The organism is Streptomyces sp. NPDC058371 (genome assembly GCF_042723265.1).
Classification (GTDB): Bacteria; Actinomycetota; Actinomycetes; order Streptomycetales; family Streptomycetaceae; genus Streptomyces.
Window position 1 is genome coordinate 353,108 of sequence record NZ_JBHXJC010000007.1, and the last position, 25,607, is coordinate 378,714.

General features: G+C 71.2%; 20 protein-coding genes, 1 pseudogene and 1 riboswitch. Of the genes and pseudogenes, 10 read left to right on the top strand and 11 right to left on the bottom strand.

Annotated features, from left to right (window positions below):
- Window positions 1–331: 331 nt before the first annotated feature.
- The gene (locus ACFWM2_RS22995) at window positions 332–625 is read right to left on the bottom strand and encodes a chorismate mutase (protein ID WP_383282839.1); all 294 of its coding nucleotides are present in this window, start codon (window positions 623–625) and stop codon (window positions 332–334) included.
- A gap of 349 nt (window positions 626–974) precedes the next feature.
- Between ACFWM2_RS22995 and guaA the strand changes: the two genes are divergently transcribed.
- Window positions 975–2,561 carry a glutamine-hydrolyzing GMP synthase gene (guaA, locus tag ACFWM2_RS23000; protein ID WP_383282842.1) on the top strand — a complete coding sequence of 529 codons (1,587 nt, stop codon included), beginning with the start codon at window positions 975–977 and terminating at the stop codon, window positions 2,559–2,561.
- Window positions 2,562–2,568: 7 nt separating this feature from the next.
- Here the strand turns inward: guaA and ACFWM2_RS23005 are convergent, their stop codons facing one another.
- Both ACFWM2_RS23005 and ACFWM2_RS23010 read right to left on the bottom strand, forming a co-directional pair.
- Window positions 2,569–3,036 (bottom strand): pyridoxamine 5'-phosphate oxidase family protein, encoded by a 468-nt coding sequence (locus tag ACFWM2_RS23005; protein WP_383282845.1) that lies wholly within the window; start codon window positions 3,034–3,036, stop codon window positions 2,569–2,571.
- 88 nt (window positions 3,037–3,124) lie between these two features.
- On the bottom strand, window positions 3,125–4,477 hold the full coding sequence (locus ACFWM2_RS23010) for an FG-GAP and VCBS repeat-containing protein (protein WP_383282848.1): 1,353 nt from the start codon (window positions 4,475–4,477) through the stop codon (window positions 3,125–3,127).
- A 470-nt stretch (window positions 4,478–4,947) separates the two neighbouring features.
- Between ACFWM2_RS23010 and ACFWM2_RS23015 the strand changes: the two genes are divergently transcribed.
- Complete coding sequence (locus ACFWM2_RS23015) at window positions 4,948–5,742, top strand: class II aldolase/adducin family protein (protein ID WP_383282852.1); 795 nt, start codon at window positions 4,948–4,950, stop codon at window positions 5,740–5,742.
- A 129-nt stretch (window positions 5,743–5,871) separates the two neighbouring features.
- Here ACFWM2_RS23015 and ACFWM2_RS23020 read toward each other — a convergent pair.
- Window positions 5,872–6,427: pseudogene (locus tag ACFWM2_RS23020) on the bottom strand (DUF4429 domain-containing protein); the annotation flags it as partial.
- A gap of 197 nt (window positions 6,428–6,624) precedes the next feature.
- Between ACFWM2_RS23020 and ACFWM2_RS23025 the strand changes: the two are divergent.
- Window positions 6,625–7,974, top strand: a complete 1,350-nt coding sequence (locus tag ACFWM2_RS23025) for a hypothetical protein (protein WP_383282855.1) — start codon at window positions 6,625–6,627, stop codon at window positions 7,972–7,974.
- A 900-nt stretch (window positions 7,975–8,874) separates the two neighbouring features.
- Window positions 8,875–9,405: a DoxX family membrane protein gene (locus ACFWM2_RS23030; protein ID WP_383282858.1), complete on the top strand. Its 531-nt coding sequence runs from the start codon at window positions 8,875–8,877 to the stop codon at window positions 9,403–9,405.
- A 62-nt stretch (window positions 9,406–9,467) separates the two neighbouring features.
- Here the strand turns inward: ACFWM2_RS23030 and ACFWM2_RS23035 are convergent, their stop codons facing one another.
- The gene (locus tag ACFWM2_RS23035) at window positions 9,468–9,716 is read right to left on the bottom strand and encodes a hypothetical protein (RefSeq protein WP_383282861.1); all 249 of its coding nucleotides are present in this window, start codon (window positions 9,714–9,716) and stop codon (window positions 9,468–9,470) included.
- Complete coding sequence (locus tag ACFWM2_RS23040) at window positions 9,703–11,193, bottom strand: PspC domain-containing protein (protein ID WP_383282864.1); 1,491 nt, start codon at window positions 11,191–11,193, stop codon at window positions 9,703–9,705. Before ACFWM2_RS23040 ends, ACFWM2_RS23035 begins: the two co-directional genes overlap by 14 nt.
- 141 nt (window positions 11,194–11,334) lie before the next feature.
- Here ACFWM2_RS23040 and ACFWM2_RS23045 point away from each other — a divergent pair, with 141 nt between their 5' ends.
- From ACFWM2_RS23045 to ACFWM2_RS23055, 3 genes are all read left to right on the top strand, one after another.
- Window positions 11,335–12,660, top strand: a complete 1,326-nt coding sequence (locus tag ACFWM2_RS23045) for a PspC domain-containing protein (RefSeq protein ID WP_383282867.1) — start codon at window positions 11,335–11,337, stop codon at window positions 12,658–12,660.
- Entirely contained in the window at window positions 12,657–13,457 is an 801-nt protein-coding gene (locus tag ACFWM2_RS23050) for a LuxR C-terminal-related transcriptional regulator (RefSeq protein WP_383282870.1), read from the top strand. Before ACFWM2_RS23045 ends, ACFWM2_RS23050 begins: the two co-directional genes overlap by 4 nt.
- Before the next feature lie 117 nt (window positions 13,458–13,574).
- Window positions 13,575–13,817, top strand: a complete 243-nt coding sequence (locus ACFWM2_RS23055) for a DUF397 domain-containing protein (protein WP_383282873.1) — start codon at window positions 13,575–13,577, stop codon at window positions 13,815–13,817.
- 152 nt (window positions 13,818–13,969) lie between these two features.
- Here ACFWM2_RS23055 and ACFWM2_RS23060 read toward each other — a convergent pair whose 3' ends face one another.
- Entirely contained in the window at window positions 13,970–15,046 is a 1,077-nt protein-coding gene (locus ACFWM2_RS23060) for an NlpC/P60 family protein (protein WP_383282876.1), read from the bottom strand.
- Between the two features lie 529 nt (window positions 15,047–15,575).
- Here ACFWM2_RS23060 and ACFWM2_RS23065 point away from each other — a divergent pair.
- A complete protein-coding gene (locus tag ACFWM2_RS23065; protein ID WP_383282878.1) occupies window positions 15,576–15,929 on the top strand; it encodes a hypothetical protein in 354 nt (117 codons plus the stop codon).
- 32 nt (window positions 15,930–15,961) lie between these two features.
- On the opposite strand, the gene ACFWM2_RS23070 is transcribed toward ACFWM2_RS23065, so the two are convergent.
- A complete protein-coding gene (locus ACFWM2_RS23070; RefSeq protein WP_383282881.1) occupies window positions 15,962–16,948 on the bottom strand; it encodes a tellurite resistance/C4-dicarboxylate transporter family protein in 987 nt (328 codons plus the stop codon).
- 354 nt (window positions 16,949–17,302) lie between these two features.
- Window positions 17,303–18,457 carry an NlpC/P60 family protein gene (locus ACFWM2_RS23075; RefSeq protein ID WP_383282883.1) on the bottom strand — a complete coding sequence of 385 codons (1,155 nt, stop codon included), beginning with the start codon at window positions 18,455–18,457 and terminating at the stop codon, window positions 17,303–17,305.
- A gap of 7 nt (window positions 18,458–18,464) precedes the next feature.
- Window positions 18,465–18,636: riboswitch (cyclic di-AMP (ydaO/yuaA leader) on the bottom strand.
- Between the two features lie 450 nt (window positions 18,637–19,086).
- On the opposite strand from ACFWM2_RS23075, the gene pcrA reads away from it, so the two are divergent.
- Complete coding sequence (pcrA, locus tag ACFWM2_RS23080) at window positions 19,087–21,612, top strand: DNA helicase PcrA (protein ID WP_383282886.1); 2,526 nt, start codon at window positions 19,087–19,089, stop codon at window positions 21,610–21,612.
- Between the two features lie 172 nt (window positions 21,613–21,784).
- On the opposite strand, the gene ACFWM2_RS23085 is transcribed toward pcrA, so the two are convergent.
- Both ACFWM2_RS23085 and ACFWM2_RS23090 read right to left on the bottom strand, forming a co-directional pair.
- On the bottom strand, window positions 21,785–23,470 hold the full coding sequence (locus ACFWM2_RS23085; RefSeq protein WP_383282889.1) for a M23 family metallopeptidase: 1,686 nt from the start codon (window positions 23,468–23,470) through the stop codon (window positions 21,785–21,787).
- 220 nt (window positions 23,471–23,690) lie between these two features.
- On the bottom strand, window positions 23,691–24,539 hold the full coding sequence (locus ACFWM2_RS23090; RefSeq protein WP_383282892.1) for an esterase/lipase family protein: 849 nt from the start codon (window positions 24,537–24,539) through the stop codon (window positions 23,691–23,693).
- 461 nt (window positions 24,540–25,000) lie between these two features.
- Between ACFWM2_RS23090 and ACFWM2_RS23095 the strand changes: the two genes are divergently transcribed.
- Window positions 25,001–25,417: a cobalamin B12-binding domain-containing protein gene (locus ACFWM2_RS23095; protein ID WP_383282895.1), complete on the top strand. Its 417-nt coding sequence runs from the start codon at window positions 25,001–25,003 to the stop codon at window positions 25,415–25,417.
- Window positions 25,418–25,607: the final 190 nt, after the last annotated feature.

Here is a 25,607-nt window from a genome sequence, read left to right on the forward strand (position 1 = left end):
TGCTGGAGGGTCCACGGCCTCCGCAACCGTTTCGACCACCCTTGTGGCAGATTCCGCCGGTCGGCTCCGGGCGTCCCCGGAGCCGGCCGTTCTCTTGAGTGACCGGGCTGCTGTCCCCTGCCGTCCGGTCACAACCCTGGGACGAGGTCCCACGACGCACAGCACGATCCGTACGTCTCATCGCCCCAGCTGAGCCACGCGTGGTTCTTTCGGGCCCGCCCCTGGCTGGCACGGACACCGGGACAACGAAGCCGCCGCCGCACCGGTCACGCGCCGTACGGGTGAGAGGACATACGAACGTAGGTGCAACGGACGCCCGTCGCAGCGCGCCTCAGACGCGGCCCCGGGACAGCTCCAGCAGCGTCATCGCGAGGGAGGTGCCGGGCCTGCCCAGCGCGTCCCTGAAGTGGCCGAGGATCTCCATCTCGCGCGACAGGTTCACCCGGCGCCCGCCGGAGGACATCCGGGCCTCCTGGATCACCGCGGACACGGCCATCCGTTCCTGGACGAGACCGATGATCCGGTCGTCGAGGGCGTCGATGCGCTCCCGGGCGCCGGTGATCACGTCGGCGGCCTCGGCGGTGCGGGCGCCGGTCACATCGATGGCGGCGGTCGTGGCGGTCATGGAGGGCTCCTCATCGGGTGGGGAGCCCCGGAGCGACCAGGTCCGGAAACGGCAGGCGCCCCGGGCCTTGTCGGCCCGGGGCGCCTGGGAAGTCGCTTGTCAGTGGCTCAAGCAGCACGACCATGGCAGCCGGTGGGCCGGTTGCCATAGGTAAAGACGAAGGTCTGGTGCGTGAGCATGGGAGCAGTATGCACGGTGGCACAGGACCGTCCAAGCCCGGTCCGCGATGTGGGCCCGTCCGGCGCGTGACACAGGGGGCCGGGGCGGAGCGCCCGGGGACGGGAGGGGATCTCCGCGAGCCCCGTTAGAATTGGCACAGCAGACCCCGCTCACCGCCGGAAGGCAAACCGTGCCATCAGCACCCTCCGCTGCCGCCACCCCCGACACCGTCCTGGTCGTCGACTTCGGCGCGCAGTACGCCCAGCTCATCGCCCGCCGTGTCCGCGAGGCCCGGGTCTACAGCGAGATCGTGCCGAGCACCATGCCGGTCGAGGAGATGCTCGCCAAGAACCCGGCGGCGATCATCCTCTCCGGCGGCCCCTCGTCGGTGTACGCGGAGGGCGCGCCCCGCCTCGACCGCGCGCTCTTCGAGGCCGGCGTCCCCGTCTTCGGCATGTGCTACGGCTTCCAGCTGATGGCCACGGCCCTCGGCGGCACGGTCGACAACACCGGCGCCCGCGAGTACGGCCGTACGCAGCTGCACGTCTCGAAGTCCGGTTCGACGCTCTTCGAGGGCACCCCGGACGAGCAGTCGGTGTGGATGTCGCACGGCGACGCCTGCTCCGCCGCCCCGGAGGGCTTCACGGTCACGGCCTCCACGGACGTCGTCCCGGTCGCCGCCTTCGAGAACGACGAGCAGAAGCTGTACGGGGTCCAGTACCACCCCGAGGTCATGCACTCCACGCACGGCCAGCAGGTGCTCGAACACTTCCTGTACCGGGGCGCGGGCCTGACCCCGTCCTGGACCACCGGCAACGTCATCGACGAGCAGGTGGCGCTCATCCGCGAGCAGGTCGGCGACAAGCGGGCCATCTGCGGCCTGTCCGGCGGGGTGGACTCCGCGGTCGCCGCGGCGCTCGTCCAGAAGGCCATCGGCTCCCAGCTGACCTGCGTGTACGTCGACCACGGCCTGATGCGCCAGGGCGAGACCGAGCAGGTCGAGAAGGACTTCGTGGCCGCGACCGGCGTACAGCTGAAGGTCGTGGACGCGGAGGAGCGCTTCCTCACCGCACTCAAGGGCGTCTCGGACCCCGAGGAGAAGCGGAAGATCATCGGCCGCGAGTTCATCCGGGTCTTCGAGCAGGCGCAGGCGGAGATCATCGCCGAGGCCGCGGCGGGCGAGGACGTCGCCTTCCTCGTCCAGGGCACGCTCTACCCGGACGTCGTCGAGTCCGGTGGCGGTACGGGCACGGCCAACATCAAGTCCCACCACAACGTGGGCGGCCTTCCCGAGGACATCGAGTTCCAGCTCGTCGAGCCGCTGCGCAAGCTGTTCAAGGACGAGGTCCGGATGGTCGGGCAGGAGCTCGGGCTGCCCGACGAGATCGTCCAGCGCCAGCCCTTCCCGGGCCCCGGCCTCGGCATCCGCATCGTCGGCGAGGTCACCAAGGAGCGGCTGGACCTGCTGCGCGAGGCCGACGCCATCGCCCGCGAGGAGCTGACGGCCGCCGGCCTCGACCGCGAGATCTGGCAGTGCCCGGTGGTCCTGCTCGCGGACGTCCGCTCCGTCGGCGTCCAGGGCGACGGCCGGACCTACGGCCACCCGATCGTGCTCCGCCCGGTGTCGAGCGAGGACGCGATGACGGCCGACTGGTCACGTCTCCCGTACGACGTCCTCGCCAAGATCTCGACCCGGATCACGAACGAGGTCGCCGACGTCAACCGTGTCGTCCTCGACGTGACGTCGAAGCCGCCGGGCACCATCGAGTGGGAGTGATCACTCCTCAGGTCCGCCTGAGAGTCCGCACCGGCTCTCCGGGCTGCCAGATCTCGACGACCAGATACGTGTCGTCCTCGACGTAGGTCCGCACGACCTCCGTCAGCTCGGTGCGAAAGAGGTGGAACGGCTGCGGCGGTTCCACCTCTTTCACGTATGCGCTCTTCGCCGCGGAGTCCTCGACCTCGACCGCCCGCCCGCTGATCCGCACGTCCCCGCCCGCCATCTGCGCGTCCGCCCCCGGGTTCACCTGGAGCGCGAAGCGCGGGTCCCGGCGCAGATCCAGTGCCTTGAGCGAGTTCGGCATCATGCCGAGCCACAGCTCGCCGTGCAGGAAACGGACTTCGAGGCCGCTGGTGCGCGGGGAGCCGTCCTTGCGGAGGGTCGCGAGGGTGTGGTGCGTGAAGGCGCCGAAGCGGTTCTCGACGGTTTCGGCCAGTGACGGTTCCGCTGCGGTGAAGCCTGCCCAGTTCATACGGAGGAGTCTGGCGCGCATACCCGACATCTTCTGTCGGGTATGCGCGGGTGCCTCGGTCCGGCTTGAGCGGGCCGTCGGCGTGCCGTCAGTGGTGCGCGAGGTCGTACCCCAGCTGCGCCTTGGTCGTCGGGGCCCCCAGGTCGCCCGGGTTGAAGGCGTACGCCCCGGTCGTGCCGGCGTTCGGCAGGACCCAGACCGCGCCCGTGTCCGCCACGGTCGTGTTCTCGCCGGGCGCGGCGGCGATCAGGTCGGCACGGCCGTCGCCGTTCGTGTCGCCCAGGGAGACCGTCGCCCCGAAGTGGTCGCTCGCCTCGGCGATTCCGGGAACGTCCGTCGTGTCCTGGGTGAACGCCACCGCACCCGTGCCGGTCAGGCCGCCGGCACCGCCCCTGAGCACCACGGTCGAGCCCGCGTCCTTGAGGGTGCGGCTGCCCGCGGTCAGGTCCTCGTCCGGGATGCCGGCCAGGATGTCCGCGTACCCGTCGCCGTTGACGTCGCCCGCCGCCAGCGAGTCCCCGAACTGGTCCCCGTCCTCGTTCACGCCCGGCACCCCTGCGGTGTTCTGCGTGATCGTCGTCGTCCGCGTGGTCGACGGACCGCTCGCGGTGCCGTACAGGACCTTGATCGTGCCGGAGTCGTACGGCAGGTTCTCCACGATGCCGTTCGGGACCGTACGGATCACGAGGTCGCCGTGGCCGTCCTTGTCGACGTCGCCGATGGTCGCGGTGTCGGCGGCCGGGAGGGTCGTGGACGTCGTCGCCAGGCCGCTCGCGGTGCCCTTCCAGAGCTGGCTGGACTCGGACATCTCCTCGAAGGAGTGCAGGGTGACGAGGTCGTCCTTGCCGTCACCCGTGATGTCGCCGGCGGTCAGATCGCGCGGCCCGTACGTGCGGCCGGTCAGCACGTCGGAGGCTCCGCGAGCGTTGCCGGAGCGGTCGAACGGCCCGTACAGCACGCGCAGGTCGCCCCATTCGTCGTCGCCCGTCTTCTCCGACACCAGATCGGCGTGCCCGTCGCCGTCGAAGTCGCCGGCGGTCAGGCCGTAGCCGTCGAACAGGGACGAGTCGGGAATCGTGGTGGGCGTGGCTCCCAGGCCTTGCGGCGAGCCCCAGAAGAGCGTCGTGCCGATCGCCAGGTCCGTGTAGCCGTCGCCGTCGAAGTCGCGGGCGGCCGAGCGGAAGCCGAACGCCTTGACCGTCTGGTGCCGGGCGCCGGGACCGCCGTACCGCACCGCCACATAGTCGTCGTCCGGCGTCGAGAAGTCGCCCGGCGCGGTCGCGACGACGTCGGCGTACCCGTCGTGGTCGAAGTCGGCCACCGGCGGCTGGGCGACGGCCGGGGCCGCCGAAGCGCCGGGGGCGAGTGCGAGCGGGGCCGTCAGGGCCGCGGCCACCAGGGCGCAGCAGCGCGCGGTGCGGGAAAAGGGACGGTGGCGCACGGATTCCTCCTGAGTGAACGGGGTCCGTCGGGGACGACCGGAAAGGCTGCCGTCCGAGAGATCACGGATTCACACAGCCAGACTCGCCACCCTGGACAACGGTTGTGCGTCATCCGGTTTCGGGGTGTTCCTGGGACGGTTGTGCGTCATTCGTTTCGGGGGTGCTCCGGGCGACGGGTGTGCGCCGTCCGGTACGGCCACTGCGGGCGACGGATTTCGCACCGTCCGGTTCGGCCAACTCCGGTCGACGGCTCCGCACCGTCCCGTTCGGGTCCCCGACAACGGTTCTGACCTTCCCGTTCGGCCAACGCCCGACAACGGCTCCGCACCGTCCGGTTCGGGTCGCCGACAACGGTTCTGCACCATCCGGTCCGGTGACCTTCACGCGTCTCTTCACAGAAGGGCACTGTTGGTCTGCACTGACCGACGGTAACTTCCGCTGGGTGACGGAACTCAGGGCTGGAGGACATATGCACGGGCCCACACCACCCCTGCCCCTACCCACCGACCAGCTGCGGTTCGCCATGCCGCCGATGCACGAGTCGCTGGACGACGAGCGGCGGCACCGCAAGGAGCGGCTGGCGGGTGCGCTGCGGATCTTCGGTCGCTTCGGACTGGAGGACGGCGTCTCCGGCCACATCACCGCGCGCGATCCGGAGTACAGCGACTGCTTCTGGGTCAACCCCTTCGGGATGCCCTTCAAGCACGTCACCGTGAGCGATCTGGTCCTCACCAACCAGGACGGGCAGGTCATCCAGGGCCGCTATCACGTGAACCAGGCGGCGTTCACCGTGCACGCCCAGGTCCATGCCGCCCGCCCGGACGTCGTCGCCGTCGCCCACTGCCACTCCGTGCACGGGCGCGCCCTGTCCGCCCTCGGAGACCTGCTCGACCCCCTCACCCAGGAGTCCTGCGCCTTCTACGAGGACCACGCGCTCTACGACTCGTACACCGGTGTCGCCGTCGACGCCGAGGAGGGCCGCCGGATCGCCGCCGCGCTCGGCTCCCGCAAGGCGCTCGTCCTGCGCAACCACGGGCTGCTGACCGTCGGCGACTCGGTGGACGCGGCGGCCTGGTGGTTCCTTTCGATGGAGCGGTCCTCCCAGGTGCAGCTCACCGCGCAGGCGGCGGGACGGCCGCTCCTGATCGACCACAAGCAGGCGGTCGCGACCCGCGAACAGCTCGGCGGCGACCTGGTGGCGTGGATCAACTACCAGCCCCTGTGGCAGGACATCAGCCGCAGCGAACCGGACCTGCTGAGTTGACCGGCGCCGAGCTCTTCGGGAAGGGGTGGGCGGTCCGCGGCGGGGCCGTGCGAGCTGGAAGCCGCGGAGGACCACTCTCTTCGGCGCGGCGAACTCCAGCGGCGGTTCGCGGTCGGGTCGTGCGGGCTGGAAGCCGCGGAGGACCACTGTCTTCGGCGCGGCGAACTCCTCGTCCGTGAGCACCCCTTCGCGGTGCAGCGCGCCCAACTCCCGCAGCCGGCGCAGGAGTACGTCGTGATGGTCCGCCGAAGCGGCGACGGCGGCAGCCGGACGGGGGCCGTCCGCGTAGTCGCTCGCGCGGCTGGACGGATGCGGCAGCCGTGCCGTGACCGCGGCTGCGACCAGCGCCGTCAGCAGGTCGCGGCGGGCGTTGCCCCAGAGATCGAGCGCGTACGGGTCCTTCTCGGGCGGCAGCTTGGACGGTGAGCCGGTACGGATCCGCCGCGTCCGGAAGCCTCCCGCCGGTCGCCTGCAGCAGCGGGTCGGCGCCCTCTCGGAGCCTCAGCCGCAGCCGCCCGCGCTTGCGTTCCGGTTCGTAGACGATGCCCGACACCGCCTCCAGCGGCACGGCGAACTCCCCGTACATCTGCCGGAACAACGGCACGGAGCGGTGGAGTCCCGGCGTGATGCGGACCGTGCTGCCGTCGAAGGCCCAGGTCCCGTCGCGCTGGATGATCTCGGCCATACGGAAATTCTCGCAGCCGGGTCAACACGGGGTCCGCCGCTTCACCCACGCTGACCACACCTGCCGGACGCGGGCCGTGTTGCGTACGGCACAATGCGCAGTCATCGCGGGGGAGTGATAAGGCAGTTGTACGGCAGTCAGGCGTACGGAAAGTCTGGCTGCGCGGAGCATGTGGCGCGGGGAAGGCGGCAGCGGGCGTGGCGGTGCAGGAGGCTAGACACGGCGCGGAGCGCGGTGCGGGGCACGGCGCTGGGCTTGGCGCAGGGCTCGGTGCTGGTCAGGGGCACGGTCAGGGGTCCGGTCCGGGCGGGCACGAGGGTGGCTGCACCTGCGGCGACTGTCCGCACGGGGCCCGCGAGGGGCATCGGCGTGCGGTCGCCGAATTCCTCGCCAAGCGCGACGAGTTCGCGTCCGGGCAGGGGCTGCCCGCCGCGGTCGCGCACTCCGCGTCCGCGTCCCGGCAGTGGGTCTCGGACGAACTCACCCAGTCCGCCGACCTCGTCGCCGAACGCGGACGGGTCGACGGCGAGGCCTGGCTCGGCCGGCTGTCGCGGCGTACCGCGCCGGCCGTGTGGGGGTCCGTCGGGCTGCTGCTCCTGGTGCAGGCGCTCACCGCGATCGGGGCGGGCTGGACGGCCGCGCGGAGCGCCGGGCTGGTCGCCGCGGTGCTCCTGGGCGGGCTGCTGACCGGGGCCGGCCATCTCCATCGGGCCCGGGGTGGGCTCCTCGCCCCCGTCATCGGCGAGGACAACCGCCTCTCCACCTCCCGTGCGGTCGCGGTCGGTTGGGTGCTTTTCGTGGTGTACGCGGTGCTCGTGCTGGTCGGTCGGCTGGCCGCCGCCTCCGGGCACGCGGAGCGGGACCGGCTGATCGCCGGGCTCGAACTCGCCCGCGGCGCCGGGGTCGTGACCGTTGTCGCCGTGGTGTGCGGGATCGCCGTGCTGGTGCGGCGCGTCGTCGGGCTGCGGGTTCTCGGTCAGCGGCTGCAGAAGGTACGTGCTGAGCGGCCGCGCGCCGCCGATCTGCTGACCGACGACTCCGGGCGCGGCAGCTTCGCCGACCTCCAGTACGTCGTCGTCTGCGCGGTCGCCCTGGTCTTCGCGGCGGTGCGGCTGGCCCGGCGGCCGGAGCAGTTGCCCGATCTGCCGTGGGGGCTGGGGCTGCTGGTCCTCGTCTCCGCGGCCACGTACGTCGCCGGGAAGTATGCCGAGGGCGGGCGCCCCGTGATCCTCTCCGTCGTCCGCTCCCGGGAGGCCGGCGACCTCGACGCGCCGATCCGTACCGGGGACGACATCGAGATCCGCGGTGCGGGGTTCGTGCCGCCGGGTGCCGGGACCGCCGACCGGCTGTCCCGGATGGTCGTCCGCATCGGGGCCGTCCACGTCCATGTGCCCCTCGTCCCGGTCCCCGGCGGCTTCAGCAACCCGACGGACGCGGTTCTCACTGTGCCGGTGCCGGTGGATGTCGAGCCTGGACGGGTGGACGTTCAGGTGGTCACGGCGGCCGGCGTGGAGACGAATCGGTGCGCCATTGATGTGACGGACTGAGGGGCGGGTTGCCGCGGTTGCTGGGGTTGAGGCGGTTGCGGCGGGGGTCGCGGTGGCCGTGAGGGGCGGGGGCGCCTTGAGCGGGGTCGCGGTGCGCTGTCCGGCGGTGGGTGGTTCGCCTTGTGCCGGGGGTGGGTCGGGTCCGTGCCGGTACATCCGCCCGTCGCCCTACCGGCTGTGCTGTCTTCTGGGGGCGCTCGGTTGCCTGTCCTCACGCATGGCGACGGGCATTTGATGTACCGGCACGGCCCCTTCGGCCGGTTCGCGACTGCGGGTGGTGTGGGGGTTGCCGGCGTGGGCGGGACGCCGTCGCTGTCTTGCGCTGCGGGTGGTGGCGTCTGTGCCCGCTGCGGGGGCAGCGGCACCTGCGAGCGGCGGGCAAGCGTCATCGCTGCCGGCAGCGGGCACGCGGTGGGGCCGGGCGGTCGTAGCTGCGGGCATGCGTGCCGCTGGGGGCGATGGGGCCCACGCTCGGGCAAAGCCGAGAGTTGGGGGAGGGTGGGCGCAGCGGCATCCCCGCAGCGGCGGGCTCGCTGACCCTCCGGCGCCGGCGGCGGGTGCCCAGGCAGGTAGGGGAGATTGCCCACCGGGGCGGCACCCCGTGGGCGCCGGGCTCGCGGGTGCGCATGCGGGCAGGGGAGTGGATCCACGGGGGCAACGCGTAGGCGCCGGGTTCCTCGACCGGCTGGGGGTCCGGCCCCGCGCCGGGTGCAGGGGAAACGAGGGGAGTGGGCCCACCCGGGCGGCGGGGCGTGGGTGCGTGGTTCGTCGGGCGCCGCGAGGGGCAAAGTCGCGGCTCGGGAGGGAAACTGGGGGTGCCCATGGTTGAGCCGGGAGCCCCCGCCGTACGTATGGTCTGTTGAGGGGTCAACGGCATGACGCGAGAGGCGGCGGAACGCGATGGCTCACGGCACTCGTACGGACACCCACCACGCATACCTCGACGGCGGCCGGGACTGGCGGGACACCGCCACGCGGTACGCCCTGCTGCCCCTGCGCGTCTTCCTCGGCGTCACCTTCATCTACGCCGGCCTGGACAAACTCACCGACAGCGCCTTCATGAAGGACGCCGGCTCGGGCTCGATCGGCGACATGATGCGCACGGTGCGCGACTCCTCGGCGATCCCGGCCCTCGTCGACCTCTCCCTGAAGAACCCCGTCGGCTTCGGTTACGCCATCGCCTTCGGCGAGCTGGCCGTCGGTATCGGCACCCTCCTCGGCCTGCTGGCCCGGCTCGCCGCGTTCGGCGGCGCGCTGATCTCCCTCAGCCTGTGGCTGACCGTGAGCTGGGCCAACGACCCGTACTACTACGGCAACGACCTCGCCTACCTGATGGCCTGGCTGCCCCTCGTCCTCGCCGGCGCCTCGGTCTTCTCCGTCGACGCGGCTCTGCGCTCACGCCGCCGCCAACGCTCGGGCGGCTACCGCTAGGCGAGCAGGCCTCGGGGACAGCGGACAGCGCGACGCCCCGAGGCCGGACTGTTCGAGAGGGGCTAGCGGCGCCCCTGGGGGTCCGACGCCCACTCGGGTGCCTTGACCTCGCGGGGCGCCCGCCGCCGTCGTACCGCATGGGTCAGGAACGCCACGGCGCCCGCCAGACAGAGGCCGCCCGTGACCATGGGGATCACCGCGAACCACGGGGTCTCCCAGGCGCCGCCCGCATCCCCCGCGTAGACGATGCCCGCGAGGGTGAGGAAGCAGCCCGCGACCAGCTTTCCCGGCTGGAATTCATGACGCAGCACGGGCCACCTCCGCTTGTCCGACGCCGACTTCGAGCTTGAGGTCGAGTGTGCCGCTGTTCTTGTCGCCGGCCGTGGGGGAGAGCGTCAGCTGCTTGTGCTTGCCGGGCTCCACATCCACGTCCTTCTTGCCGTCGCCCGGCAACTGGATGTCGCCGACGCCCACTTCGACGTTCAACCGGACGGTCGCGTCCTTGGGGACCACCACCTTCAGCCGGCCCACGCCGACCTCCGCGTGGGTCGTGACCTGCTGGCCCTTGGCGAGATCGAGGTGGGTCAGGTCGAGGGTGCCGACGCCGGTGCCGAGGTCGTAACTCTTCTGTACGTCGGCCGCGGCTGCCGGTGTCCATTCGGTCCGCACCCAGTGCGTGCTGATGTCCTTGGGAAGGGCTGCCGAGCCGGCGAGCAGGCCGGCTGTGAGGACGGCCAGGAAGATCGACCCCGCGCCCGTGCGCCCCGCGAAGGCGCTGAGGGCTATGCCGGCGCCGAAGACGATGAGCGCACAGGACAGACCGGTCTGCACGCTTGTGCCGAGCGCGTGGTCGTCCCAGGTGAGGCCGGTGCCGAGGCCGCCTGCGACCAGCGCGAACAGGAACGCCCAGCCGCCGATCCAGCGCGGGCCGCGCGGCTGTGGCGGGCGCGGGGTGCGCAGGTCACGGGCCGATGTGCCGCGGGCGATGTTCACCGCTGCCGCGACGTCCCGCTCCCGGCTGTCCCGGGGGCCCCAGAGATAGCCGGTGCCGCCCACGTGCGTGCCGTCCTTGACGATCGGGTCGCGCCACCAGGAGGGGTAGGAGTCCGGGACGGGCGGTGCCTTGGCCTCGGGCGGGGCGTCCGCCACGGCCTGCGCCGCGAGCGGGTCGGGGTCGGGGGCACCCCGCTGCTGCGACCAGTACCCCGCACCGGCGAGGAGCAGGGCGAGGACACAGGCGAAGGCGAGCACACTGCCGTTGTTGAGCATGGAGAGGAAGACTCCGCAGCCGACCAGGGCGAAGAGCACGGCCGCCAGCGCCTGGCCGTCGACTCGGCCGGTCAGCAGTTTGCGCACCTCGTTCTCCTCCTCGTCGTCGTACGGGACGAAGAGCCAGACGAAGCCGTAGAAGATCAGGCCGAGACCGCCGGTCGCGGCGAGCACGGCCAGCACGATCCGGAAGATCACCGGGTCCATCTCGCACTGCCGGCCCAGCCCGGCGCACACCCCGCCCAGGATCTTCTGCCGGCGGTCGCGGCGGAACCTGTGCGGCAGCTCGGGGGCCGGCGGCTCGGGGGAGGCGCCCGCGGTGCGCTGCTCCCCGTGCGCGCGCGGCTCCTCACCGGTGGCGGGACCCGGGGCGCCGGGCCCGGAACCCGGGCCACTGGCGGCACCGGCGGCACCGCCCGCGGCGGGCGCGGCATCCCGCGGGCCGGGGCCGCCCGGCGGCCGGGCGCCCGGGCCCGGGCCGGGCTCCGGCTCCGCTGCCGCGTGCTGGTGATCTGTCATGCGTCCATGGTGACGGGCGGGGAGGCGTGAGGGGAGTCGGGATGACCCTGGCCGGACCCTGAGATCGTCCCTGACGGGATCGGGGGAACCGTTCGAGCACCCGCTTTTCGAAGATCAGGGGAGTCTCGGGGGTCGACCCTGATGCCCCGGCTCGCCGGGCGTGTGAACATCGATGGCATGCCGGACGCCGCAACAGTGCCAGTCGCAGACCCGCGGCCTCCGCGCAAGCTCTACCGCAGCAGTGACGGACGCTGGCTCGGGGGCGTGGCGCGGGGGCTCGCCGGGCATCTCGGGCTGCCGGTGATCTGGGTGCGGCTGATGTTCGTCGGCCTGTTCATGGCGGACGGGCTCGGGGCGCTGTTGTATGCCGCGTTCTGGTTCTTCGTGCCGCTGGGAGTCGGCGGCGTCGGTTCCGGACGGCCCCCGGCCCTCGCCACCGAGACCTCTCCTGACGGCCGCCGCAGGCTCGTGGCGCGCAAGCCCGACCGCGGCCAGATCGTCGCGCTGCTGCTCATGGTCGTCGTGGCCATGGTCTTCGTCGGCAATGTGAATCTCGGCGGCGGCGCCAAGGCGTATCTCTGGCCGACGGTCCTCGTCGGCGCGGGCGTCGCCCTGGTCTGGCGCCAGGCGGACAACGCGCGACGGGCCCGCTGGATGGAGGTCGGCCGCCGCCGGCGCACCCTCACGCTGCTGCGCTCCGCCGCCGGCGTCCTGCTGGTCACCGCCGGCGTCTCCGGCATATTCGTGCTCCAGGGCTCGGCCGCCCACCTCGGCTCCGTCCTCCAGGCGGCGCTCGCCGTCCTGGTCGGCATAGCGCTGCTCGCCGGCCCCTATCTCGTGCGCATGACCCAGGACCTCTCCGAGGAGCGCCTGATGCGCATCCGCGCGCAGGAGCGGGCGGAGGTCGCCGCCCATGTCCACGACTCGGTGCTGCACACCCTGACCCTGATCCAGCGCAACGCGGAAAGCGCCGGCGAGGTACGGCGGCTGGCCCGCGCCCAGGAGCGCGACCTGCGCGCCTGGCTCTACAAACCCGAGGGCACCGGAAAGGACGAGGCCGAGGAGCCCGACACCCTGGCCGAGGCGGTCCGGCGCAATGCCGCGGAGGTGGAGGACAAGCACGGCGTCCCCATCGAGGTCGTCGTCGTCGGGGACTGCCCGCTCGACGACGGGCTCGGCGCACAGATGCAGGCCGCGCGGGAAGCGATGGTGAACGCCGCCAAGTACGGTGGCGAGGGCGGCGCGGTGCAGGTCTTCGCCGAAGTCGAGGGCCGGACGGTTTTCGTGTCCGTCCGGGACCGGGGCCCCGGCTTCGACCTCGACGCGATACCCGCCGACCGCATGGGCGTCAGAGAATCGATCATCGGCCGTATGGAGCGCAACGGCGGCACGGCACGGCTGCGTGCGGTGCCCGACGGCGGCACGGAGGTCGAGCTGGAGATGGAGAGGGCGGAGAGGACGTCATGAGCGACGTGAACGGACCGGACGAGGCCAAGGGGCCCGTCGGTCCCGGCAGTTCGGCTGATGGAGACCAGGTTCCGGCGGCGACCACGGGGGCCGGCGGGCCCACGCAACCGGCCGGACCGGCGGATGCCACGGGCGGACGCCGGGCGCGGGTCGTCCTCGTAGACGACCACCGCATGTTCCGTACGGGGGTGCAGGCCGAGATCGGACAGACCGAGCGGACCGGCGTGGAGGTGGTCGGAGAAGCCGCGGACGTCGACCAGGCGGTCACGGTGATCACGGCCACGCGCCCCGAGGTGGTCCTTCTCGACGTCCATCTGCCGGGTGGCGGCGGGGTCGAAGTGCTGCGCCTCTGCGCGCCCTTGATGGCAGACGCCGAGCAGCCGGTGCGCTTCCTCGCGCTCTCCGTCTCGGACGCCGCCGAGGACGTGATCGGCGTGATCCGCGGCGGCGCCCGCGGCTACGTCACCAAGACGATCACCGGCACCGACCTCGTGGACTCCATCTTCCGCGTCCAGGACGGCGACGCGGTCTTCTCGCCCCGCCTCGCCGGGTTCGTCCTCGACGCCTTCGCCTCGACCGACGCCCCGCCCGTCGACGAGGACCTCGACCGCCTCACCCAGCGCGAGCGCGAGGTCCTGCGCCTCATCGCCCGGGGTTACGCGTACAAGGAGATCGCCAAGCAGCTCTTCATCTCCGTCAAGACGGTCGAGTCGCATGTCTCGGCGGTGCTGAGGAAGCTCCAGCTGTCCAACCGGCACGAGCTGACGCGGTGGGCGACGGCTCGACGGCTGGTGTGAGGTCCTCTGGCGGCCCGTGCAGCTGGTCCTTGGGGGTGGCGGCCGGAGCGAGCTGCGTGTGGCCTTCGGGCCTCAGCATGCGCTTCTGTCCTTGGGTGTGATTTTCCGTCCTTTGCCGTGATCAGGCTGGCATGGTTCAAGTCCAGCTATAGCGACTCCCAGGGCGGCGCCTGCCTCGAAGTCGCCTACACCTGGCGTAAGTTCAGTCACAGCAACGACTTCGACGTCGCCTGCGTAGAGGTCGCCGCCTGTCCCCACACCACCCGCGTTCGAGACTCGAAGCTCGGCGCTCGGAGCCCGCAACTCGCAGTTGCGGCGCACGCGTGGGCCGCCTTCGTCGCCCACGCCCGCAGCGTCTGACGCTTCGCCGCTCGAGCGTGCCGCGGCTGGGAAGCCGCCATTACGGAGCCTGGCGGGTATTGCGGGTTCGGTGTGCCGCTGTTGACCTTGACGGGGTGATCTGCACGGTCGCCGCGGCGGCTGGTTGAGCCGCCCCGGGGCCTGAACTGCCCTCACCCCACCCGAGCAGCTCCCGCGAACGGCATCTGGTCGATGGGTGCCAGGCGTACCGGAGCCGACGGGTTCGGGGCGTGGATCATCTGGCCGTCGCCCACGTAGATGCCCACGTGGCTGATCCCGGAGTAGAAGAAGACCAGGTCCCCCGGGCGGAGTTCGGAGCGGGAGATGCGGCGGCCCGCGTTGATCTGGGCGTAGGTCGTACGAGGCAGCGAGATGCCGGCGGCGCGGTACGCGGCCAGGGCGAGCCCCGAGCAGTCGAAGGCATCGGGGCCGGTGGCACCCCACACGTAGGGGCTGCCGAGCTTCTGGTAGGCGTACGAGACCGCGGCGGCCGCACGGGAGTTGGGCGCCGTGGCCGAGCCGGAGCCGGACGGGGGCGCGCCCACGTCCCGCGCCGAGGAACGCGACGCACGATCGGCGGCCGTACCCCCGCCGCCGCCCCCCGCGAGCTGCGCACGCTGCTCGTCCGTTAGCCGGGACAGCAGCTGTCGCGCCTCGCCCAGCTTCCCGGTGATCGTCTTTTTGTGCCGTTTCAGCTCCGCCTGGCGGGACTTCAGTGCGGCGAGTTCGACGTGGGCGGCTCCGCGCAGCTGCTCGATCTCCCGCAGCTGCTTGCGTACCCGCCCCACGGCCGAGGCCTGCCGGCTGCCGGCGCGCTCGGCGAAGGCGGCGCCGTCGAGGTACTGCTCGGGGTCGTCGGAGAGGGCGAGTTGCACCGCGGGGTCGAGGCCGCCGCTGCGGTACTGCGCCGTGGCGATCGAACCCAGCGCGTCCCGCGCCGTGTTGAGCCGGTCCGTCTTGCGCGCCGCCTCGTCGCGCAGGGTGTCCAGCCGCTGCTCGGCCTTGCCGGCCTTCTCCTTGGCCCCGTTGTACTTCTCGGTGGCGACCTCCGCCTCCTCGTACAGCTGGTCCACCTTGGCCTTGACCTGCGCCGGGGAGAGCTGGGGCTCGGCGTGTCCCGTGCCCTCGAAACCGGTTGCCGTCGCCGCGCCTGCCAGGGCGATGGTGGCGGCGGTGCGGGCAGTGTTGCCGCCGAGCGAGCGCTGTCTGGGCTTGCGGTGCGCTGCCACGAGGGCCCACATCCTTCCAAGAGACTTCCGTACGACCGCCGGAGCAAGATCGCCCGGCGGTTACGCGTCCGGCGGCGTCCCGCACAGGGGGAGCGGGCCGCCGCCGGATTCCTTCCTGGCGGTGGTGGCCGACGGCCGCCCCTGGCCCGGGCGGTGGTGGGAAGCCGGTCACCTGGGAGAGGACGCTAAACCTGAGAGTGATGAGTCGGTAACGCTATGTACGGAAGTGGCGTGAGTGGGTCGACGGGTGTCCGTATGTGACCGTGATCCCGGCCGACCGCCGCCGACTTGACGCGATGCGCTGACCGAAGCGGCGGTTTCCGGCCGGCCGGGCGCGCGCCGGTGCTATGAGGCCGAGGGAGTGGCCAGCCCGGCGACAGCCGACTACTCCGGCGGAGGGCGGGTGACTACCGAGGGCCGGTGACGGCGGAGGGCGGGTGACAACCGAGGGCCGGTGACGACGGAGGACCGGTGACAACCGAGGGCCGGTGAATGATGCCTCCGGGGCCCCCGATTAGGCTCCGGCCCCATGGACGTACTCATCCATCTCTTCGTCGGCCTGCACATCATCGGGATCGCCTCCCTCCTCGGCGGGTTTCTCACCCAGATGAAGGCGATGGGCCGGGGCACGGCCCGGTTCGTCCCCGCGATGCTGCACGGCGCGCTCACCATGCTGGTCACGGGGTTCGTGCTCGTCGGCCTGAACCAGGCCGACGACAACTCGCTCAACAACATCAAGCTCGGCGTGAAGCTGGCCCTGCTGATCGTGATCCTGGGGCTCGTCTATGTGAAGCGGGACGAGGAGAAGGTCGAGAAGGGTGCGTTCGGGCTGGTCGGCCTGTTGACCACGGCGAACATCTTCATCGCGGTGCTCTGGACCTGAGGTCATCCGGCAGCTGACGGTACGCGGTGCCGTCAGCCGGACCGGCCGGCACGGACCGAGTGCGCGGCCTGCGCCGCGACCGCCAGCCAGGCCGCCATCGCGATCCACAGCAGCACCTGCCCGGGCCCGCGCAGCCACGGAACGTCGACTGCGGTCGACACGGACAGCGCCGCCACCGCGGTCATCCCCATCGGGAAGACGCTCGCCCAGCGCCGTACGTCGTAACGGGGCCGCGGCCACCGCAGCTCGGCCGCCGCCAGGACGCAGTACCAGGCCAGATCGAGCACGAGCAGCGCGACCGTCACGGTCCGCAGGACGCTGTTGTCGCCTTCGCTCCACAGGACCGGGCCGCCGTGGCCCGACACGGACAGACCCGCCTGCCCCGCGGTGACGAGCTTCGCTCCGGCCAGCGCCGAGATCGCCAGCGCCCCGCCTGCCACCCAGTGGTCCCCGGCGCCGCGGGCGACCTGCCGGGGATCGAAGTGCCACAGTCCGGCCGCGTAGAGCGCGAGCCCCAGCCAGAACAGCACGAGCGCTGCATGGGCGAGCCACGCGCTCCCCACGGCCACCGCAAGCGCCGCCCCGAGTACGGCGAGCCCCTGCGTGGCCACACACCCGAGGAACACGGCTCCGGGCATACGAGGCCCCCAGTGCCGTACGACCAAGGCGAGCAGCCCCGGCCAGAGCACGGCAGCCAGCGCGAGCAGTGCCTCGGCGAGGCCCTGCCACCCGAGCGCCGAGAAACGCGCCCCCAGCACCGTGGTGGCCGCGACGGCCGTCAGCGCGGCCGGCGTCCCCGCCTCCGCCAGCCACCGCTCCCGTTCCCGTACGAGCCGTGCCAGGAAGTCCGCGGCCAGCGCCAGCCAGGCCGCGCAGGCCAGGACAAGAGCGATCCGGGACAGGGTCTCGTAACCGGTGAGATGCAGCCCGATCGAGAGGATGCCGGTCGCCATGACGGCGGCACCGGCGGCGGGCGGGCGCTGCGCCCACCAGGTGAGGAGCGGGGAGGCGCCTGGCATGCGGCCGATGCTAGGGAGCTGCGCGTCTTGCGCACGCGGGGCGCGCAGGGCGCGAGCGCGCGGAGCGCGAAAACCGCCCGCACGCCCGCGTGCCTACTTCCCCGCACGCCCGCACGCCCTCTTCCCCGCACGCCCGGTCGACTGGTCTCGCGCGGCTCTCTCGCCTCGCGCGCCCCCCGGTTGCGTACCCCCCGAGGTGCGCGCGCCCAGCGTGCAGGCCGCTCAAGCCGGCGCGTGCAGTCAGAAACGCGCCCCCTGGGGCGTCACGGCCTCACGGCGTCTCGCTTCCCGGCCTCACGGCTCACGCTTCCCGGCCTCACGGCGTCTCGCTTTACGGCCTCACGCTTCCCGGCCTCACGCCGGCCGCACCACGCTGTGGATCGGCATCGTGTCGCCCGCGTAGTAGATCGACTCCTCGCGGACGTACGTGCCGGGCTTGGGGGCGTGGATCATCATGCCGTTGCCTATGTAGAGGCCGACGTGGCTGATGTCGTCGTAGAAGAAGACGAGATCACCGGGCCTGATGTCGGAGACGGGGACCGTGGTGCCCGCCTTGACCTGGTCCCAGGTGGTGCGCGGGAGCGTGACGCCGGCGGCCCTCCAGGCGGCCAGGGTGAGGCCGGAGCAGTCGTACGAGTCCGGGCCGGTCGCGCCCCAGACGTACGGCTTGCTGACCTGGGCGCGGGCGAAGGCGATGGCCTTGTTGGCCTTCGTCGCGTAGGCGGCGTCGTCGGCTGAGGTCCCGGAGCCGGCCGAGCCGATGCCCTGCTGGGTGGCCTCCTGCCGGCGCTGCTTCTGCTCGGCGGCCTGCTTGCGGGCCAGCTCCTCGGCCTTGCGCTTGGCCTCTGCCCGCTTCCTCTCCTCGATCGCCGCGAGCCGCGTCTTCTCCTCGGCGGTCAGCTTCGACAGCATTTCGCGGGCGTCGGCGAGCTTCTGCTGGACCTGCGCCTTGGTCGACTTCAGCGTGGTCTGCGACGTGGACAGTGCCTGGAGGCTCTCGGAGGCCTCCTGGCGCTTCTTCGTCGTCGCGGCCTGCTCGGTGGCGTAGTCGTCGACGGCCTGCTTCTGGCGGCTGGTCAGCCGGCTCATCAGCTGGGTCTGGTCGAAGTAGTCCTGCGGGTTGTCGGCCAGCAGGAGACTCGCGGTGTCGGGGGCGGCGGCCCCGGTGCGGTACTGGGCCGCGGCGAACGTGCCCAGCTCATCCCGCGCGGAGTTGAGCTTCTCGGTGCGCTGGGCCACGTCGTCCAGGAGGGTGTCGACGCGCTTGCGCTGCCTGGAGGTCTTCTCCTTGGCCCCGTTGTACTTCTCGGTGGCGGCCTCGGCCTGGTGGTAGAGGTCGTTGACCTTCTTCTCGACCTCTTCGAGGCTGGGCTTGGGGTCGGCCGACGGCGCGGCGTTCGCCGTCTGCGAGAGAAGGGCTACGGAGGTGAGGGCCGCCGTGGCGAGGCCCGGGGTCCGTATGCCCGCTACGCGCGTACCCGTAGGAGGCCATTTGCGATGCGACGCCAAGAGAGGCGACTCCTTCCATCGTCCGCTTACCGAGTTAGCTGTCGGGTTCGGGCGGACGGTTCGGAAGGGTTGCCCTACGGTCCTTGCCCGACAAGGCGGTTGGACCGATTCACCCCGGGATCGTTGGGTCCCCGGCTCCGGCTGCCGCGGGGGCGCACCGGACTCAGCGGAGGCCGCGCCGGCCCGGCGATGTTCGCCGGTGAGGGTCGGGCGGCCTGACCGGCACGTTAGCCAACTCGTGTGACTTCTGTGAAGGTTGATGGGCGATATGCCCGATACATTTTCGTGACCTTCGCCATGGTCGCCGGACGGTCCGGTCAATCCGGAGGGGTCTGGGGCGAGTTGTCCGGGGTGAGGGGTTCCGCTTGCTGTGCGCCGCCGGGTGGTCGACCGCCGCTCGGCCTCGCGTGGGCGACCATTCGATTCCACTTACTGTGCGGAGTCGATAAGTTACGGATGGCAAGGGTGGGCTGGGAGGCCTCGGAAGAGGCTCGGACGCGCCGGGACGAGGCCGGGACGAGGCCGGGATGAAACCGAGCTGCCCACCACCCCGCCCCGCTCCGGGAAAGCCGGCCGGATTTCCGGGGTGGCCGCGGGTTGTCAGTAGGGCGGCCTAGACTCGGAGAGCGATGAGCAGCCTCTTTGACGACAGCTTCCTGGCGGACCTCAAGCCCTCTGCGGCCCACGAGGAAGAGCCCCCGCCGCCGCCCGAGGACGGGACGGCCGAGCCGCTTCCGGACGACCTGTTCGGCGGCCGTTTCGACGTGCCGCAGAGCCGAGGGGGGTCCCCCCGATCGAGCGAAGCAGAGAGCGCGGGAGGGTATTACCGCGACGGCGCCCCACGCCCCCCGGTCGACCCGGCCACGCTCCTGGACGGGCTGAACGAGAACCAGCGCGCGGCCGTGGTGCACGCCGGCTCCCCGCTGCTCATCGTGGCCGGCGCCGGCTCCGGCAAGACGCGCGTGCTCACGCACCGGATCGCGTACCTGCTGGGCGAGCGCCATGTCCACCCCGGCCAGATCCTCGCGATCACGTTCACGAACAAGGCCGCGGGCGAGATGAAGGAGCGAGTCGAGCACCTCGTCGGCCCGCGGGCGAACGCGATGTGGGTGATGACCTTCCACAGCGCCTGCGTCCGCATTCTGCGCCGCGAGAGCAAGAGGCTCGGCTTCACCTCCTCCTTCTCGATCTACGACGCGGCCGACTCCAAGCGCCTGATGGCCCTGGTCTGCCGCGATCTGGACCTCGACCCCAAGCGCTTCCCGCCGAAGTCCTTCAGCGCCAAGATCTCGAATCTGAAGAACGAGCTGATCGACGAGGAGGACTTCGCGGCGCAGGCCGCGGACGGCTTCGAGAAGACGCTCGCCCAGGCGTACGCGATGTACCAGTCCCGGCTGCGCGAGGCGAACGCCCTCGACTTCGACGACCTGATCATGACGACGGTCAATCTGCTCCGCGCCTTCCCGGACGTCGCCGAGCACTACCGCCGCCGCTTCCGCCACGTACTGGTCGACGAGTACCAGGACACGAACCACGCGCAGTACGCGCTGGTCCGCGAGCTGGTCGGCCCCTCGGGTGGCGAGCGACCCGAGGACGTGCCGCCCGGCGAGGAGGACCTCGGACCCGCCGAGCTGTGCGTGGTGGGTGACGCCGACCAGTCGATCTACGCCTTCCGTGGCGCGACCATCCGCAACATCCTCCAGTTCGAGGAGGACTACCCGGACGCGACGACGATCCTCCTGGAGCAGAACTACCGCTCCACGCAGACGATCCTCAGCGCCGCGAACGCGGTCATCGAGCGCAACGAGAGCCGCCGCCCCAAGAACCTGTGGACCAACGCGGGCGCGGGCGCGCGGATCACTGGCTACGTCGCCGACACGGAGCACGACGAGGCGCAGTTCGTCGCCGAGGAAATAGACCGTCTCACCGACGCGGGCGACGCCAAGGCCGGCGACGTAGCGGTCTTCTACCGTACGAACGCCCAGTCCCGTGTCTTCGAAGAGATCTTCATCCGCGTCGGCCTGCCGTACAAGGTCGTCGGCGGCGTCCGCTTCTACGAGCGCAAGGAGGTCCGGGACGTCCTCGCGTATCTGCGCGTGCTGTCGAACCCGGAGGACACGGTCCCGCTGCGCCGCATCCTGAACGTGCCCAAGCGCGGCATCGGCGACCGCGCCGAGGCCATGATCGACGCGCTCTCGCAGCGCGAGAAGGTCAGCTTCCCGCAGGCGCTGCGCCGCGTCGACGAGGCGTACGGGATGGCGTCCCGCTCGACGAACGCCGTGAAGCGGTTCAACACCCTGATGGAGGACCTGCGGACGATCGTGGAGTCCGGCGCGGGCCCGGCCACCGTCCTGGAGGCGGTACTGGAACGCACCGGCTACCTCGCCGAGTTGCAGGCGTCCACCGACCCGCAGGACGAGACCCGTATCGAGAACCTTCAGGAACTCGCCGCGGTGGCCCTGGAGTTCGAGCAGGAGACCGGTGAGGGCGAGACGCCGGGCGGCCTCTCCGAGTTCCTGGAACGGGTCGCGCTCGTCGCCGACTCCGACCAGATCCCCGACGAGGAGGACGGCAACGGAGTCATCACCCTGATGACCCTGCACACCGCCAAGGGCCTCGAGTTCCCGGTCGTCTTCCTGACGGGCATGGAGGACGGCGTCTTCCCGCACATGCGCGCTCTCGGCCAGACCAAGGAGCTCGAAGAGGAGCGGCGCCTCGCCTACGTGGGCATCACGCGCGCGAGGGAGCGCCTCTATCTGACGCGCTCCTCCATGCGCAGCGCCTGGGGCCAGCCCTCGTACAACCCGCCGTCCCGCTTCCTGGAGGAGATCCCGGACGCGCATCTGGACTGGAAGCGCACGGGGTCCATGGGCTCCGTGTCCGCGGGCCCCGTTTCGGGCGTGGCGGCCTCGCTCTCCTCGTCCCGCTCGCGGTCCGCTGCCTCGGGCGCGTCCGGCTTCGCGACGCGCCGCGGTTTCGCCGAGAAGCCGGTGGTCTCGCTGGCCGTCGGCGACCGGGTCACCCACGACCAGTTCGGTCTGGGCACCGTGGTCGGCGTCAAGGGCACGGGGGCCAACGCGGAGGCGACGGTCGACTTCGGCGAGCCGAAGCCGAAGCGGCTGCTGTTGCGGTACGCCCCGGTGGAGAAGCTGTAGGCACCGGGCCGAGCTCCTCGGCCCGGTTGCCCGGGTCCCGGCTGGTCGCCGGGTCCCGGCGGATCTGAGTCCGTCCAGCCTTGGGGAACAAGGCCGTTCAGGCCGAAGGGCGGTCTGGGGCCGGGGGTGCAGGCGCCCCAGGTCACCTGGACGCCGGCTTGAACGCTCCGACTTACGTCGGGTCCAGCCCGTGGCTACGCAGCCACGGCAGCGGGTCGATCGCCGAGCCGCCCGCGGGACGGACCTCGAAGTGCAGGTGCGGCCCGGTCGAGTTGCCGGAGTTCCCGGAGAAGGCGATCGGGTCGCCGGCCTTCACGACCGTCCCCGACGTCACCTTGTACGTGGAGAGGTGGCAGTACCACGTCTCCGTACCGTCCTTGGCCGTCACGATCGCCATGTTCCCGTACGCGCTGTTCCACTGCGTCCGCACGGTGCCGTCCGTCGCGGCCATCACCGTCGTCCCGTACGAGACGGGGAAGTCGATGCCGGTGTGCACGGACATCCAGTTGATGCCGGCCTGGCCGTAGTAGGCGCTGAGGCCCTTCTGCGTGACCGGCAGGACGAACTTGGGGCGCAGCCGCTCCTTGCGGGCCGCCTCCTCCGCCGCCTTCCGCTTCTGGGCGTCCTGCTGGGCCTTGAGGTCGATACGTTCCTGCGTCCGGCTCGCCCGGTCGGCGAAGTCGTCGGCGTCCGCGGAGAGATTCGCGAGCTGCGTGTCCAGCTTGTTGTTGGCGGCGGACGGCTTCACGGACTTCGTCTCGGCGGCGGCCGCCGTCGTCTGCTTCCCGTCGTCGCTGCTCACGCTCACCACGGAGGCGGCGGCGATCCCCGCGACACCCATCACGCACGCCGAGGGTACGGCCACGGTCAGCAGCGCGGACCGTCGGGCCGGGGCGCGGCGCCGGGAACGATTCGCCGCCCGGGCCGCCGAACGGCCACCCGGAGCGGCGGGGGTTTCGGTCACGCGACCGGGGGCGGCCTCTTCGGCGTCGTCGAGCAGCTGCGGTGCCGGCTCTTCGGAGTGCTCGTCGTCCGCGGCGTCCAACTCGCCGTCAGCGGAGCCGGGTTGGTCGTACGGCACCTGCTCGAAGGTGGCGGTCGCCTGCTGGTCGAAGGCCTCGGACGAGTCCTGGCCGTACGCCTCGGGCGACGCGGCCTGATGGCCCTGGTCGTAGGCGTCGGGCGACGCGGCCTGATGACTCTGGTCGTACGACTCGTAGGAGTCCTGGGTGGCCTGGCTGCCGTCCGAGTTCCACTGCGTGGCGTCGTACGTGCCCGTGTCGAAGGTCCCGGCGTTCCATTGCTGCGTGTGATCGCCCTGGTCGAACGGGGCGGTCCGGTCGGCCTGGACCCACGCGTTCGCGTCCCACTGCCCGGTGCCGTCGGGGCCGTGCGACTGCGCGGGGATGTCGGCGAGTTGCTGGTAACCGGCGGCCCACGCGGTCGTCTCGTAGCTGCCGGTGTCGTACGCGGCTTGGTGCTGCGCGGCGTACGGGTCGTAGCCGAACGTCTGATGACTGCCGGTGTCCAGCGTCTGATGACTGCCGGTGCTCAGTGTCTGATGACTGCCCGTGTCCAGCGTCTGATGACTGTCGGTGGACCAGTGCGTGGTGTCGTACGAACCGGTGTTGGCGCCCGGCATGTCGCCGAAGAGCGGGTCGGTGTCGAAACTCGCCGTCGCGTAAGCGGAATTACCGCCGGCATCACCGGTGTCAAAACCGGTGGCGGGGTAACTGTCATACGTGGTGAAGTCGCCGTACTGGGCACCCTGCTGGCCGTACGACGCGTAGTGCGCCGAGGCGGCATCGGGAGCCGGAGCCGGGGGAGTCACAATCCCCGACGGGTGACGGTCGTTCACCAACTTCTCTTTCGCCTCGACAACAGGGGCTGGCAGAGCAGTGCGGTGACTGTACCCGGCAGTACGCGGGCGCGACAATCTTCCGCAGGTTTCATGCCTGCGGGAAACGGGCATTCGGCCGTGTTTCGGCGGACTGCGGGCACGGCCTTGGCCTGGCGTTCGAGGAGTGTTCGATACCAGGCCGACCTCGGGTCGACATCGTGCCGCCCTCAGGTCACCGTCAGACCGCGGTCCGGACGGCCGCGGGAGTTCCCGTTTCAACGGCGTCGAGTGCCTGGCGTATTCCGGTCGCGACCGCCGGATGCACGGTCAGGGCCAGATGTCCGATCCCGCTGACCCGCACGTTCTCCACGAGCAGGTCGGGGTGCTCGACGCAGGCGGTCTCCAACGGGACCATCAGTTGGTCAAGATCGCTCCAGAAGCTCACAAATCGCGTACGGCAGCCCGGCGCGGCCAGGCGCAGCTCCTCGATCACTTCCGAGTCCGGGCGCATCTGGCGCACGATCGGGTGCGCGTTCATCAGCGGTACGACCCGGGTGCCCGAGTGCGGTGTGCCGAGCGTGACGAGCGTGCGGACGCGGGTGTCCCCGCCGAGGCGCTGCACGTAGTAACGCGCTATCAGTCCGCCGAGACTGTGCCCGACGATGTCCACCCGCTCCTGGCCCGTGCGTTCGCAGATCTCCTCTATGTGCCGCCCGAGCAGTCCGGCTGCGGTGCGGATGTCGCACGTCAGCGGTGAGTAATTGAGCGACTCGACACGCTGCCTGCCGTGCTGCGCCAGGCTGCGGCGCAGCAGGACGAAGACCGAGCGGTTGTCGATGAAGCCGTGCAGCAGCACGACCGGGGGTTTGGTCCCGGTGGGCAGCGTGGTGGCGTCCGGCGGTGGGAGGAGTGGGGCTGTCCGGCGCTCCTGGGTGATGCCCGACGGGTAGAGGAGCAGATGTCCCGCGAGGATCGTGATCTCCAGGGCCGTCGCCTTCAGCAGGGCCATCGAGAGTCCGGCCAGTCTGCTGGGAAACAGGCGCTGGCAGAGTGGAAGAAGGGGCTCTACTGCCCTGGTGACCTTCATGGCCGACCTCCCGTCGGCACGCCGAGGGCGACTCTGTCCCCCGTGTGCCCTAGCGGAAAGCCGCGGCGCGGTGCTCTTGCCGTCCCAGGCCGTCGCCGATGGGCCCCACCACCACGGCGCCCCGCTGACGGTGCGGTGGTGCGACCACCTCATGGCGGCTCTCCTTGCGCCCACTCCGCTGCGGTCCGTGCACCGCAGGTCCGTGGGGGGCCATGCGGCGCGTGTGCCGCAGGAACTCGGAGACGTGCGCGGCGAACGTGTCCCATCGTGTGATTTCCCCCTCGCTCTCCACCGCGAAACTGCCGGTTGCGGGATGCTGGGGATAACGTTCGTTCACTTCCCCCGCCGATCGGTGCGGGGCACCGTGCCGCAGGGGCGCATCCGGTGGGTGGGCGGCGGTGCGCGTTGTTCCGGTATGGGATGTTCGGTGCAGGTTGTGTAGTCGGTTCATGGAGGCAGTGATGGGTGTGGCAGCCGGTCCGATCCGCGTGGTGGTGGCCAAGCCGGGGCTCGATGGCCACGATCGCGGGGCCAAGGTGATCGCGCGGGCGCTGCGCGATGCCGGTATGGAGGTCATCTACACGGGGCTGCACCAGACTCCCGAGCAGATCGTCGCCACCGCGATTCAGGAGGACGCCGACGCGATCGGTCTCTCGATCCTTTCGGGCGCGCACAACACGCTCTTCGCGGCGGTGATCGACCTCCTCAAGGAGCGCGACGCGGAGGACATCAAGGTCTTCGGCGGCGGCATCATTCCCGAGGCGGACATCGCGCCCCTCAAGGAGAAGGGTGTCGCCGAGATCTTCACACCCGGGGCGACTACGACGTCGATCGTGGACTGGGTACGGGCCAATGTGCGGCAGCCTGCGGGTATGTGACGGTTGCCGGCGGGGCGCCTTGAGCGTCGTTCGCTTTGTGCCGGTGGGTGTCGGTGGGTGCCGGTTGCCTGGTGCCGGTGGGTGGGTGGTTCGCCGTCCGGCGGTGGGTGGTTCGCCTTGTGCCGGGGGTGGGTCGGGTCCGTGCCGGTACATCCGCCCGTCGCCCTACCGGCTGTGCTGTCTTCTGGGG

Excerpts from the sequence above, each read along its gene's own strand:
- ACFWM2_RS22995 (WP_383282839.1), bottom strand. The coding sequence starts at position 625 with ATGACCGCCACGACCGCCGCCATCGATGTGACCGGCGCCCGCACCGCC.
- ACFWM2_RS23005 (WP_383282845.1), bottom strand. The coding sequence starts at position 3,036 with ATGAACTGGGCAGGCTTCACCGCAGCGGAACCGTCACTGGCCGAAACC.
- ACFWM2_RS23015 (WP_383282852.1), top strand. The coding sequence starts at position 4,948 with ATGCACGGGCCCACACCACCCCTGCCCCTACCCACCGACCAGCTGCGG.
- ACFWM2_RS23030 (WP_383282858.1), top strand. The coding sequence starts at position 8,875 with ATGGCTCACGGCACTCGTACGGACACCCACCACGCATACCTCGACGGC.
- ACFWM2_RS23040 (WP_383282864.1), bottom strand. The coding sequence starts at position 11,193 with ATGACAGATCACCAGCACGCGGCAGCGGAGCCGGAGCCCGGCCCGGGC.
- ACFWM2_RS23045 (WP_383282867.1), top strand. The coding sequence starts at position 11,335 with ATGCCCCGGCTCGCCGGGCGTGTGAACATCGATGGCATGCCGGACGCC.
- ACFWM2_RS23050 (WP_383282870.1), top strand. The coding sequence starts at position 12,657 with ATGAGCGACGTGAACGGACCGGACGAGGCCAAGGGGCCCGTCGGTCCC.
- ACFWM2_RS23065 (WP_383282878.1), top strand. The coding sequence starts at position 15,576 with ATGGACGTACTCATCCATCTCTTCGTCGGCCTGCACATCATCGGGATC.
- ACFWM2_RS23070 (WP_383282881.1), bottom strand. The coding sequence starts at position 16,948 with ATGCCAGGCGCCTCCCCGCTCCTCACCTGGTGGGCGCAGCGCCCGCCC.
- pcrA (WP_383282886.1), top strand. The coding sequence starts at position 19,087 with ATGAGCAGCCTCTTTGACGACAGCTTCCTGGCGGACCTCAAGCCCTCT.
- ACFWM2_RS23090 (WP_383282892.1), bottom strand. The coding sequence starts at position 24,539 with ATGAAGGTCACCAGGGCAGTAGAGCCCCTTCTTCCACTCTGCCAGCGC.
- ACFWM2_RS23095 (WP_383282895.1), top strand. The coding sequence starts at position 25,001 with ATGGGTGTGGCAGCCGGTCCGATCCGCGTGGTGGTGGCCAAGCCGGGG.